The sequence below is a fragment of the Emticicia soli genome (assembly GCF_037860775.1).
GTDB classification, from domain to species: domain Bacteria; phylum Bacteroidota; class Bacteroidia; order Cytophagales; family Spirosomataceae; genus Emticicia; species Emticicia soli.
Map to the genome: position 1 here is coordinate 41,502 of NZ_JBBEWC010000002.1, position 13,358 is coordinate 54,859.

Below are 13,358 nucleotides of genomic sequence, written 5' to 3' on the forward strand. Positions count from 1 at the left end.
GAAATTAATACTGAGCCTATCAAACCATTTACCGCAAAACACAGTCATACCTTTAACACAAGGTAATAAGACTCGTATGCGTTATAATAAAAGACTAAAAAAAGAACTCGGTAATTTGTTACATTCACAACAACCAATTATGAAAACACGATTGTATTTTCTTCTTTGTTTATTCTGCTTGTTTTTCCGTGAGAGCTATGCACAACCAACAGGTTTTGTTGACGAGCAAGTATCAAATAACTGGACAGTTCCGGTTGGGCTTACGTTTGATAAACAGGGAAGAATGTATGTATGGGAAAAAGCAGGTAAGATTTTTATGGTTGAAAACGGCCAGAAAAACCCTGTACCAATTATTGACATAAGCCAGGAAGTATTAGACTTTAACGACCACGGCTTGAATGGTGTAGCACTTGACCCTGATTTTTTGAATAATGGTTATATCTATCTGCTCTATGCTGTAAAACGGCATCATGTGTTGTACTTCGGAACACCCGCTTATGACTCTACCAATGCCGATAATTTTAAAACTACCATCGGGCGTATTACCCGTTATACACTTAACAAGGGCGCAGGTTTTAAGAGCGTTGACCTGAGTAGTAGAAAGGTATTGTTAGGAGAAAGTATTTCAACAGGAATTCCGATTCTGGTCGATAACCACGGAGTAGGCTCATTGGTATTTGCCAAAGATGGTACATTGCTGGCATCAACAGGTGATGCTGCCCTGGCAAGTGAACCTCCTGCCGATGACAGACAAAATCCTTGGTTTCAGGAGGCTATCTCTGTCGGCATTATTACCGAAGACCAGAATATAAATGCTTATAGAAGCCAGTCATTAAACTCGTTGAATGGTAAAATACTAAGGATTGACCCACTTACAGGAAATGGCATAGCTTCAAATCCATTTTACGAAAATAATACACCTCGTTCTGCTAAGTCTCGTATATGGGCTTATGGGTTGCGTAATCCTTTCCGTTTTGAGGTGCAGCCTAATACGGGTAGTACTAACCCTGCTGATGGGAATCCGGGTAATATCTTTGCAGGTGATGTGGGTTGGAGCCACAGAGAAGAAATTAACATTATAAGTAAAGGCGGGCAAAATTTTGGCTGGCCTACTTACGAAGGCTTGAGTTATATTAATGCTTCTTATGCCGATGCAGCCTATAAACCCGAAAACCCTGTAATGCCTGTGATTGAATGGAGAGGCCCGTTGGCACAAGGCTTAGTAAATGGAGAAGCCTATGGGGTTGGTTCGGCTGAGTTTAAGGGGAAGCCATTTACGGGTAATTCTTCTATCGGAGGGGTTTTCTATACCATGAGTGTTTTTCCTGAACCATACAGAAACCTGTATTTTCAGGGAGATTATGAAGGATGGGTAAAAGCTTTTCGTTTCGATGAAAAAAATAATCCGGTAGAGGTAATTGATTTTACAGATAGAGTGAACCCAACCTGTTTTGCTGTAAACCCAATTGATGGTGCTATTTATTATGTTAGTTTCTTATATCCTAATATCAGCGAGGTAAGAAAGCTAGCCTTTGACCCTAACGCAAATCTGCGTCCTGTACTTGTGGCAGAAGCATCGCCTATGTATGGTGCAAGTCCGCTGACAGTGAACTTCAAGGCAAGTGACTCAAAAGACCCTGAAAATGGACCTTTGACTTTTGTATGGGATTTTGGCGATGGCAAAACATCTGATTTGGCGAATCCTACGCATACTTATGTGGCTGTATCAACAGCGCCGCAAATCTTTACGGCTACACTAAAGGTAATAGATAATATAGGTAAATCAGATACCAAAACTTTTAAGATTCATCTGAATAATACCCCGCCAACTATTGTAAACACAAGTATTGATAAGATTAATTCATTTGTGAATAACCATGACCTTACGGTTAATCTTTCGGCCACTGTTACCGACAAAGAACAAACCGATTTGACGTATCAATGGATTGTCGTGCTGCATCATGAAGAGCATACACACTTTGTGAGTATGTTGCGAAGGCCGGAGGGGCAGATTGTTTTAGGACAAGTGCCGTGTGATAGTCAGACCTATTTTTATAGAATAAGTTTAGTGGTTTCAGATGCTTCAGATGGTACAGGTTTATCTACAACTTACGAGAAAGATATTAAACCAATATGTGAAGGTGATCCAGACCCCGATCCTGACCCTGACCCAGATCCCGAGCCTGTAATATTAAGTGTTTATCCAAATCCTACTAAAAATACGATTGAGCTATTGGCAAGTGATGATATGGACAGCCATCTGATTCAGCTTAAATTATTCAGAAATACCGGGCAGATGGTGAGTGAACAGGAAGGGTACTGGAGAGATTTGAAAGCGCAAGTTAACCGAGAGTTATCAAGTCAGAGCTTCGGCGTTTATATTCTGAGCCTGAAATACGGAAATAAAACCAAGGTTTTCAGGATTTATAAGGAGTAAAAAAAGAAAGCCAGATAGTTTTTCGCTATCTGGCTTTCTTTAGTTTTATAAATAAACCACCTGCCCGGTTCTTACCGATTCGTCGCAAGCGAAGGCTATTTTTAAGCTATTGACAGCGTCTTGTACGTGGTCTGTCAGGTCAACATCTTCCTGAATAGCTTTCAGGAAATAGCGTTGCTCTCTGTTACAAAGCTCCTGATGGTCTGGCTCATCTGTCAGATTAATCCAGGTATCTTCTTTTGTAAACTGATTATTTTCATCAATATCAGCATGGTGAAAACGTAATGACTCTGTTTTGGTATGTGAGTCTACATTATCTGATTTTCCGCTAGCACCTGCTTCTTTGGCAACAATAGATACACAGCCTTTAGGGCCAATTACATCTTTAACAAAGAATGCAGTTTCGCTTATCATCGGGCCCCAACCTGCTTCATACCAACCTACCGAACCATCTTCAAATCTGATTTGCAGCTGGCCATAGTTGTAGTTATTGGCTGCAATATCGTCTGTTAAGCGAGCACCGATGGCAGTAACCTGTAATGGTTTCGAGCGGGTCATCTGGCACATCACATCAATATAATGCACGCCACAATCAACAATCGGGCTCAGGCTTTTCATTAAGTTACGGTGTACATCCCACATATTGCCGTGGCTTTGTTGGTTCAGGTTCATACGCATTACCAAAGGCTTACCCAATTGGTGCGATAATTCTACGAACTTCTCCCACGATGGATGGTGGCGTAGAATATAACCTACCACTACTTTTTTACCTGTTTGTTTAGCAACGGCAGCTACTCTTTCGGCTCCTTCTACGGTATCGGCCAATGGTTTTTCGATAAACACGTGTGCACCGCTTTCAAGTGCTTTTATGGCAAATGCTTCGTGAGTATCGGGGTATGTCGAAATACAAACGGCATCTGGTTTAGTTGTTGCGAGTGCTTCGTCATAATCTGAAAACAATTCGTAACCACCGCCAAGGCGTTCGTTTAGTACTTCTTTACTTTTTCCGGTTGAAACAATACCGCAAATTTCAAAACCATCATTGGTGTGATAAGCTATGGCATGAGAAGCACCCATGTTGCCGCAGCCAACTACTAATACTCTAATTTTACTCATAAGTTTTGTCATACTATTTTTTAGGGTTGTTCAAAATTCAATAGAGCCCTCTCTGATTAAATATTTAATTGGTGATTATTCTCTCACAATTTTTCGTGCCACATTCCCTCTGGAGGTTTTTATCTGTACTACATACACGCCTTTGGCCAATTGGCTGATATTGACCGAATTATTGGCCGAAAGTTTATTAACTTGCTTGGCGTTAATGCCCGTTGGAGTATAAAACGATGCTTCTTTAAAAACAATTCCCGCAGGAAGTTCTATCTTTAGTTCGTCGCTGGTAGGATTCGGATAGAGCCTTACTTGAATATCTTCGTCTAATTCAGCAGCTAATATTACTGCCGTTGCTTTTACTTCAATAGCATTAGAAACTGCACTGCTACAACCATCATCAGTAAGTGCTCTTACTGTATAAATACCTCCACTACTGCTTGGTGTAATAGTACTCTGTGTAAGATTATTTACGGCTGAACCATTCCGATACCACTGATATTTTGTACCACCCGAAGCTACAAGAGTATTCCCGCTCGAAGTAATTCTCGGCGTTGCCGGAATAATACAGAATATTTGTCGGGCACTAGCCGAGTTAAACTGATTATTACCTACCTGAAATGCCTGAATAGTTACTTTACCAGGTTTACTACCTAAAATTACTCTGCTACCATTTACAGTAGCATCACCGGCTTCAACTGCATATTGCACTGGTAGTTTTGAACTTGCAGTGGCTGTCAATGTAAAAGCTGTACCAGGGTTTTTGTCGGTAATAGCACCAAAGGTAATGCTTTGGTCTGTTTTAGTTGGTAAGGCTCTTGTGCCTTGTGCGTACCAAACTGCCCACTTTGCATCGGTAAACAATTCTTGCGCATTACCCGACGGCGAAATCTTATTTTGTTGCATGTTAATAATCTTAACCGTTGACTGGCTGCCTTTTTTTGAATTAAAGAGCATCTTGTCATCCAGACGAGAATATCCCGGGTATCCGATGTCGTTATTTTCGTTGATAAGGTCAAGGTCATTATTCTCAATATCAACGCCAATCTGGTAATACACATCGGGTTCATCAGTTGTAAAGTAGTCGAAGGCTATTACATTCTGGGAATTTTTTGATAATGACGGGTTTCCGATACTTTCGCCTTCTTCAAGATCGGTAAATAGTTTTTCGATTTTTCCGTCGCCAAAAGCTTTTTTACTGGCATCCCATACTCTAATAAGGCCCACATCCCAATACTCAATAGTACCCGAAACACTACTTAAACGATTAAATGCATCATAAATGATAAGTTCACCCGAATAATCCCATTCGAATGAATCGGCAAATAGTGCTTCTCCAGTGCTTACTCCCGACGAATACGTAGGGTTGTACAATTTAAATTTTGCTCCTTTAGCATTGTTTTCAAGGTCAAATACATATATGTAAGGCTCTTCTTCAAGCGTTAAGCCTGCCACTCTTTTTCCGTCTTTCGATACCGCCACGTTGTCCCAAACTGCATCTTCGGTTAGTTGGTCTTCTTTGTAGTTTCCAGTAAGCGCAATACGGCGTATATTTTTGTCTTTTCCTACAAAATAAGCATATTGGCCGTCGTCAGTAATACTTGGTTTGTTTAAACAACCACTTTCTGAAATAGGTTTAAAATTAGTGTCAGTAGCTTTTGCTGTATATAAACGGTCATCTGTGGGGTCGAAAACTAATATAAAATCACCACCATTGTTTACAGGAATATTCTGCTGTGTTGGGTTAGGAGTAGGGTTTCCATTACCCGATGGGTCGGCAATACCTACGCCATCAAAGGCAGCTTTAGCTGCATTTACAACTGCCGAATTATCACCGTATAAATCAGTAGCAGCTTTTACTACCGCCAAACGTGCATCTACAAAATTAGACGTACGTGTAAGATACTTGGTTAAGGCTCTGTAATATACTTGTTCGGCACGGTCTTTACCTACGCTGCCATGAGAAGCAAACAGATAAAAAGCATGGTTCGGAATACCGCTGTTAATATGTACTCCACCGTTATCTTCTTCTTCTGTATTTTTCAAAAACATGTACTGCGACATATTTTTAGGCTGATACCCAGCGTTTCGGATACTTGTTCCGCCTTGATTAGGGTTTTGCAAATCACGCAAAGCACCAGATGGAAACGAGCCTGCTTTTACTACATCTTCACCCATTTTCCAGTCGTCACGGTCAATCATTGCACCAAAAATATCGGCAAAAGATTCATTCAAGGCTCCTGATTGGTTCTGATATTCTAAACGTGCTGATGCTTCTACTACGCCGTGTGTCATTTCATGGCCTGCTACATCGAGTGCTCCAGCCAAAGGTTTGAATGATGTATTTCCATTACCATAACCCATAAAAGCACCATTCCAATAGGCATTGTCCATTCCTTTGCCGTCTTCATCGGTTATGTTAATAACCGAAATAATACTGCTGCCTTTGCCATCTAATGAATTACGGTTGAATTTAGTTCGGAAATAATCATAACAGATACCGGCATTGTAATGTGCCGACACAGCAGTGGCGTTCCAGCTAGTGTTATTGCTCGTTACAATATGAGAATATTTAGTATCATTAGACGGTGTATTTCGTGCATCAATTGTCAGAATCCCACCTACCGGATTATCAGGTAGCTTAGAACTGGTTTTGTTATACATCGGCCTTTGGGTATCAATCATGTAATAGGTACCATTGTGCTGCTGGATATTAACGGTACGGTTAACATTGTTGAGGTCACGGGCTGAGGCAGTAAATGGACCATCAAGGGCGCAAGTATGGTTAAATTTCTTTAGTACCTCGCCAGTATTGGCATCTACAAAATATACCCATCGCTCAAGCATATTAGGTCTGATGCTCAGGTGGTAGGTAAGTCGTGCATCCAGTCCTTTTTCGTCGGTATGATAAATCAAAAGCTCGGCAGAGTTATCTTGTTTGATAAGCGCATTGCTGATGCCTTTTTGCACAATTGATTTCTTAGCAACATCGGCCATTGCTAGGTCAATAGCTTTTTCTTGCGTTAGTTTAGGCTGTACAGAGGTAAGTTTTGGCGTAGGGAAGTTGCGACCATTGAGTGTCTCAATTTTATTGTTTCTTGAGTGTAGCCATACTTCACCGCCATAAATAGGTATATTTTTATATTTTTGTTGCAATTGCATGTGTGTCATGCCAATTTCGTCAGTCTCAGTTTTCTGAATCTGCAATTCTGCATCAGGGTCTTGAATCTGCAAGGTTGCTTTTACTTCTCCCAGAAAATCGGTGGCTAACGCTTGCGCACTTACCCGGGCTTTGTTGCTTGGTTTCGAAAAGTTTTCAATCATTAGCACCCTTCCGGTTGTGGGGTCTTTTGTAACTTTATATTTACTTATAAACTTGGTAGTGAGCCCTTTGGTATTCAGTTGTCGGGCATTTTTATCGCTTTTGCTGCCTTCAATCTCTAAGAATTGACCTTTAGGCGTATGGCTTTTGTCTGCTGTTGGTTTGCGCTTCTGTTCGAATCCTTTTTGAGCAAAGGTTACACTTGTAAAGAAAAGTAGTAAGATAAAGATTAGTCTCATAATAGGTTAAATTTACTAGTTCAAAGGTACTAAATTCATTAGGTGCTTATGCAAATCTTTTGCTTTTTCAGGTGCCTCTGTATTTGGCCTGCCCCATACAACCGATTGTATCTGATTATCTTTCTGTAAGCGTACAAAATAGTACATATTGCCAGGTTCGTTAAAGGTCATTGTCTCTTGAAAAAGTACGTCTGATTCTTTAAAAAGACCCTTCACTATTTTGGCCTTTTGCCGGCCAAGTGAAGTAAAAGTAGAATCATTGTTTTTTCTGAAATACAAGCGTTTGTTTTCAAGTAAACGATACTCATTTACCTGATTGGCGAAACCACCACCACTTCCAAAAATCAACTGCTTTTGCGTATAATCTAAGGGGTTGGCATGCTTTGTACAAGAACTAAACGTTAGAGCCGCTAGTCCGTAAAGTGTAAAGGATAGTATAGTTTTTATTTTCAATTTTTTTTGAAATTTTAGTTTTATCTATAAAATTAGAATAACCTAAATAAATTGTTTATTTTGTCTGGATTGGTTGTTTTGAATGTTTAGTTTTCATTATTTATTGATTTTATTTTCTATAAGATGGCTATAAAACAGTATTTTTATCAATCAATATGACGTAATTTAATCAAATAGTAACATATCAGTTCTTGGCTTGCTGGGTGTATTCTCGCTTTAAATTCTTTGCAAAACCTAATAATTTGATGAATGAAATAAGAAGAACCAAGCCAAACAAAAGCGCAGTATATTCAGGTTTATAGGGATTTAGCCCAAAATATTTATTCATGCCATCAACATTGGCAAGGTGCGCTACCGAAACCAAGGCAAAGAGTGAATATTGTCCGCTAATAAGTGCATAAGCAAAATATAGCGCAATAGCAGGGTAGGAGTATCGCTCGTGCATTTGCGTATTTACAAAAAAGAATAGCGTTGCTATGGTTGCGGCAGTAAGCCATAATAAGGCATAATAATCGGCATCGGCTATTTTTTTGAATCTTGCAAAAATGTATGTTCTGAACAAAAGCGGTATAAATACAAGGGCTGACGAGCCAAAAAACAATAAGAAGCCCCATTTTTTATAGGTTAGCCCTGCAAAAGGTAGGGTATCGTTCAATAAAGTGGGGTCTTGTTTCACTACCAGATACCAAAAGTTATAGGCATGCCATGAGACTCTCGGGAAAAAACCCACTGATTCTCTTACAACCTTAATGAAGTTCCAGAAAGTGCCACCTGTTATGAAAGGAATCAACAAGAAGAATTGGGTAAGTAAAGAGATACCAAGCATTTTTAACAGTATCCATCTATCAAATTTTTGAAATAGCTGATATACCAGAATAATCACAAAAAACGGAACAAATATGATGGCTTGTAGTTTTACATAAATAGAAAGTGTACAGAAAAAAGCAGCCCAAAGCATTTTTCGTTCAAAAAGGCATATAATACCCAATACTACCATTGTAGTAGGCATGCTATCTAGCTGGCCCCAGATAACCGTACAATAAAGATATCCTAAATTGAACAGCAACAGGTACTCGGCAAATTTGATAGAATAGTATTTGCGTAAGGCCCAGGCAAGTGCAAGTGCACAGCCAAAATCGAACAATAAAAAGAAATATTTGAGCTGATAGCTATTGGCATAGATTAGTTCTTTGCTACCTTGTAGTTTGCCAAACCAATAAAGCCCATGCAAGTAGAAGGGCATATAGTTGGTATCAGAATTATAGATTTGACTTAAGCCATTTTCGAAAGCGTAGTACGACCACCTAGGCCAATCGTTATTTAGATCAAAATAAAAGCCTGTGTGAGGTATAATAGCAACTAATAAACTGAAAAATAAAAGATGATGCCATTGGATGGGTAATGAGTTGTCGCTTAATCTTTGAAAGATTTTCATTCTGTGGTATTTGTTTATACTAGCAATGTAATTTTGACTTAAGAGTCCTCAAATTTCAGCATTTTGTTTTACATAATAATTAGCAAGATTAAAGAAACCTTTATATTTGACAAACAAACCGCATATAAATGAAAAGAATAATTTACTTAATGGTTGTAGTTGGGGCTATATGGGCCTGTAAATCTGGTAATGAATCGGGCAATAACAAAGAGTTGGCAGCTATTGCAGTTGATAGTGTTAGTTTTAAACAAGAGAGTGCACCGCATTTTACTAAAGAAGGCGATACGCTTATATCATCAATAGATATTGTTTATCCTAAACTCACAGGCGGTGATGAAGCCGTGATTACCAAGATTAACAACTACATGGCTAATTTACCTATTCAAGGCTTGAATTCGGTGGTTGACCCAGAGGGAAGCCCAGAGGCTAATACTTCTAAAAGTCTGGACAATGCCGCAAAAGCATTTTTTGCCAGCGTGACAGATGCACAGAAAGAAATGCCCGATGCACCAAATATGGTTTATACTTATGAGGCGCTTGGCGATACTATGCTAATTTCGCCGAGTGTTATATCTTTATATTATAATGAAGCTACCTATACAGGCGGAGCTCACGGAAATTATAATACTTTCTTCTATAATTTTGATGCTACTACGGGCAACCTTCTGACGCACGCAGATTTTATAAAAGATACCCTTGCGCTGAATAAACTAGCCGAAATAAAGTTTAAAGAAGAAGAAACAAGCATGGCTAAAGAAAACGGAATGGAATTTAAGATGGAAGATTACTTTTTTCCGGGGGGTAAGTTTATATTGCCAAATAATATAGGCATTACTAAACAGGGTTTGCGCTTGTTGTATAATCCTTATGAGGTGGCTTCGTATGCACGAGGGATGATTATATTAGATATTCCTTGGCGAGAACTGAAAGGTATTGTTGTTGAGAAATACATAGGACAATGAAAGAAAAAATAAGGTGCGGGAAACGCACCTTATTTTTTTGCTTTGATTTTTTCTATAAAATCAGTCAGATTAGCGATAAGTAAATAGGCGATTCCGAAAACAATAATAGGTAAACAACTAAAGAAAATAGCTCTTTTAGGATACCCGCCTATTAAGTTTGTCCACGACCACCAGTAACTACTACCCATAATGAACGGATAAGAAAAAATAGCCACAATCAAAAGCCAGGGTATGTGTTTTCTAAGTGATTTGGCAGGATTTAAAACAATAAATGATAACCCAGCCATCGAAAACCACGGAAAAATAGTTATCGCCCCCAACACTTGTAAGAGAATAATTAAAATTTTCATAAACTTTACTATTACAGTTGATAAAGTAAATAGAAGCAGTTTAAGGGCATAATTTTATATACGAGCAAAAGTTTATAAACAAAAGTTATATGGTTAGAGTATTAAATAACTCCAGATAGTTATTGTTTGACCAATTCACGGATTGCTAACCATGACATAAGCCCGGGACCAATTTCTAATGCAGTTTCGTCAATATCAAAAGTTGGTGTATGTACACCCGAAATAATACCACGCGCTTCGTTGCGTGTACCTAATCTATAAAAACAAGAATCTACTACTTGCGAATAAAAGGCAAAGTCTTCGCCTGCCATCCACAAGTCAAGGTCAATTACATTTTCGGCACCCATGTAAGCAATCGCCTCGTTTTTCATGCGACGTGTAAGCTCAGGGTGATTTTTCAGAAACGGATAACCTTTCACAACTTCAAAATCGCACACACCGCCCATCGCTTCTGTAATACCCTCGGCCATTTTTTTCATGCGGCGCAGGCCATCTTCTCTCCATTCTTCGTCCATACAACGGAATGTGCCCTGAATAGTTACCTCATTCGGAATCACGTTAGTTACGCCGTCAGCAATGAATCGTCCGAAAGATAATACTGATGGATTAGCCGGTTTACGATTACGAGAGATAATCTGTTGAAGTGATACAATCACGTGTGAGGCTATTAAAACAGGGTCTATCAGTTGGTCGGGCATAGCACCGTGCCCACCTTTTCCTTTTATTGTCAGGTATAGTTCGTCAGTACTCGCCATATACATTCCTTCACGGAACCCGATTTTACCAACAGGCACATTAGGTGCAACATGCTGGCCTAGCATACTTGCAGGGGCCGGATTTTCCAGTACCCCTTCTTTTATCATAATTGAAGCACCACCGGGCGCTTTTTCTTCGGCCGGCTGAAAAACCAGTTTGATGCTTCCTTCAAATTCGTCACGTAGTTGGTGCAAGATTTTTGCTGTACCCAATAACGACGACGTGTGTACATCGTGCCCACAGGCGTGCATAACACCCTCATTGATAGATTTATAAGGCACATCGTTTTTCTCAAAAATAGGCAATGCATCCATATCGGCTCTTAAACCTATTACTTTACTTTCGGGATTTTTGCCCTCAATAATAGCTACTACACCAGTATCAGCAACACCTTCTTGAGGGGTTAGCCCAATATCTTTGAGTTTTTGAGCTACAAAACGGGCAGTATTATACTCCTGAAAAGAAAGTTCAGGGTTAGTATGCAAATAACGACGGTTAGCAATGGTTTCTGAGGCATACTCTTTGGCTAACTGTTTTATTTTAGAATCGATTGACATACGCAAATTATCTTTGGTAATCGGAACTCAAAACTACCGCTTTTCAATGAAAAATAGTAAGCTTCCGAAAAAATTAATATTTTTTTAAAAAGATTGCGAAGATACGTATAGATTAATTTGGTTACCACACATTTCAACAAAAAGTGCTACTGCCCATTTCTGAACAGTAGCACTCTGGTTAGATTTTAATAAATAAAACCTTATTATTTTTTTGTTTTAGGCTCTTCTTTAGCCTCATCTTTAGGTGCTTCAGATTTCTCGTCACCTTTCAGATAAGTTGGTAAATTAAGCCCGGCCATATTAAATAAATCATTAAGTGGCGGAACGGTCTTCATCATGCCTGATACAAAATTAGCAGTAGAAGAATTGCCATTTTCGGCTGTACCATTGCCCGAATCCCACACTGTGATTTTATCAATCTTGATGTTTTTAACAGCTTCCACCTGCGTTTTAACCAATTCGGGTAATTTTTCAATTAATAATAGCTGGAACGCCTTGGTTGGGTCTCCACCTGCGGCAGCTACTACTTCTCTGTAACCTTCGGCTTGTTTGGTTAGTATCTCATACAAACCTTTGGCTTCGGCTTCCATTTTGGCATAAATAGCGTCGGCTTCTCCTTTTGCATTTTCTCTTATCCTTTCTGCATCAGCTTGAGCTTCTATAATGGCTCTTTGTTTGGCTATTTCCGCCGGAATCACAATGTTTGCAATCTGGGTAGAGCGTTCTCTTTCCGAACGAGCCAATTCGGCTTTTTGCTCGGCCATATAGGCTTCTTCCAGGGCTTTGGCCTGTTGTACTTTTTCGGCCGAAATAGCCACACGAAGTGCTTCGGCTTCTTTCTCTCGTCTGAGTGCTTCTGAGTTTGCAATGGCAATTTTGGCTTCGTTTTCTCCTTTTACCGCAATGGCATTTGCCTCTGATGTTTTTACACGGGTATCTCTGGCCGCTTCGGCTTTACCGATAGCTTCATCTTTTCCAGCCGATGCAATACTAATTTCACGGTCTTTTTGTGTGATTGCAATTTTTACGTCACGGTCTCTGTGGGTTTCGGCAATCTGCGTATCTCTTTCACGGTCTGCCATTGCTTTTCCGGTTTCCCCGATTTTCTCTTGTTCGGCAACACTCACCTTCGCTTCGTTAATAGCCTTTGCTGCGGCTTCTTTCCCTAATGCTTCAATGTAGCCCGATTCATCTTTAATATCGGTTACGTTTACGTTTATCAGTTTCAGACCGATTTTCTTTAATTCGGTATCTACGTTTTTCGAGATATTATCCAGAAACTTATCTCTGTCAGAATTGATTTCTTCAATTGTCATGGTCGCAATCACCAGACGTAGCTGTCCGAAAAGTATATCTTTCGATAATTCTTGAATCTGGTCGGCCGAAAGTCCTAATAATCTTTCAGCAGCGTTGTTCATGCTATCAGCTTCAGTCGAAATCGCAATAGTAAATCTACAAGGCACATCAACACGGATATTCTGGCGGCTTAGGGCGTTGGTAAGGTTGGCTTCAATCGAAATAGGTTTCAGGTCCAGAAAGGCGTAGTCCTGAATAACAGGCCAGATAAACTCACCACCGCCATGAATACATTTGGCAGAGGAACCACCTGTTTTACCATAAATAACCAGAATTTTGTCAGAGGGACATCTTTTGTACCTTGATATAAGGGCCGTGATTGTTACAAACAGTACAATAGCAGCCACAACAATAATAATGAGTGGAGAAGACATTTCGAGCATG

The 13,358-nt window shown here is 39.6% G+C and carries 9 protein-coding genes; 2 read left to right on the top strand and 7 right to left on the bottom strand.

Translation table 11 applies throughout. The annotated features are described in order from the left end of the window. Positions 1 to 139 precede the first annotated feature (139 nt). Positions 140 to 2,437: a PQQ-dependent sugar dehydrogenase gene (locus WAE64_RS02955; protein WP_340234404.1), complete on the top strand. Its 2,298-nt coding sequence runs from the start codon at positions 140 to 142 to the stop codon at positions 2,435 to 2,437. A gap of 45 nt (positions 2,438 to 2,482) precedes the next feature. On the opposite strand, the gene WAE64_RS02960 is transcribed toward WAE64_RS02955, so the two are convergent. The 4 genes from WAE64_RS02960 to WAE64_RS02975 all read right to left on the bottom strand — a co-directional run bounded on the left by WAE64_RS02960 (position 2,483) and on the right by WAE64_RS02975 (position 8,993). Further along, entirely contained in the window at positions 2,483 to 3,553 is a 1,071-nt protein-coding gene (locus WAE64_RS02960) for a Gfo/Idh/MocA family protein (protein WP_340234407.1), read from the bottom strand. Positions 3,554 to 3,628: 75 nt separating this feature from the next. Continuing rightward, complete coding sequence (locus WAE64_RS02965; protein ID WP_340234409.1) at positions 3,629 to 7,105, bottom strand: LpqB family beta-propeller domain-containing protein; 3,477 nt, start codon at positions 7,103 to 7,105, stop codon at positions 3,629 to 3,631. A 15-nt stretch (positions 7,106 to 7,120) separates the two neighbouring features. Continuing rightward, on the bottom strand, positions 7,121 to 7,558 hold the full coding sequence (locus tag WAE64_RS02970; protein WP_340234411.1) for a hypothetical protein: 438 nt from the start codon (positions 7,556 to 7,558) through the stop codon (positions 7,121 to 7,123). A gap of 184 nt (positions 7,559 to 7,742) precedes the next feature. Further along, a complete protein-coding gene (locus tag WAE64_RS02975; RefSeq protein ID WP_340234413.1) occupies positions 7,743 to 8,993 on the bottom strand; it encodes a hypothetical protein in 1,251 nt (416 codons plus the stop codon). 128 nt (positions 8,994 to 9,121) lie between these two features. Here WAE64_RS02975 and WAE64_RS02980 point away from each other — a divergent pair, with 128 nt between their 5' ends. Continuing rightward, the gene (locus tag WAE64_RS02980) at positions 9,122 to 9,955 is read left to right on the top strand and encodes a DUF3298 and DUF4163 domain-containing protein (protein WP_340234415.1); all 834 of its coding nucleotides are present in this window, start codon (positions 9,122 to 9,124) and stop codon (positions 9,953 to 9,955) included. Between the two features lie 29 nt (positions 9,956 to 9,984). On the opposite strand, the gene WAE64_RS02985 is transcribed toward WAE64_RS02980, so the two are convergent. The 3 genes from WAE64_RS02985 to WAE64_RS02995 all read right to left on the bottom strand — a co-directional run bounded on the left by WAE64_RS02985 (position 9,985) and on the right by WAE64_RS02995 (position 13,348). Continuing rightward, on the bottom strand, positions 9,985 to 10,305 hold the full coding sequence (locus WAE64_RS02985) for a hypothetical protein (protein WP_340234417.1): 321 nt from the start codon (positions 10,303 to 10,305) through the stop codon (positions 9,985 to 9,987). Between the two features lie 119 nt (positions 10,306 to 10,424). Beyond that, entirely contained in the window at positions 10,425 to 11,618 is a 1,194-nt protein-coding gene (locus WAE64_RS02990) for a M20 metallopeptidase family protein (protein ID WP_340234419.1), read from the bottom strand. A gap of 203 nt (positions 11,619 to 11,821) precedes the next feature. Then, complete coding sequence (locus WAE64_RS02995) at positions 11,822 to 13,348, bottom strand: flotillin family protein (RefSeq protein WP_340234421.1); 1,527 nt, start codon at positions 13,346 to 13,348, stop codon at positions 11,822 to 11,824. Positions 13,349 to 13,358 lie beyond the last annotated feature (10 nt).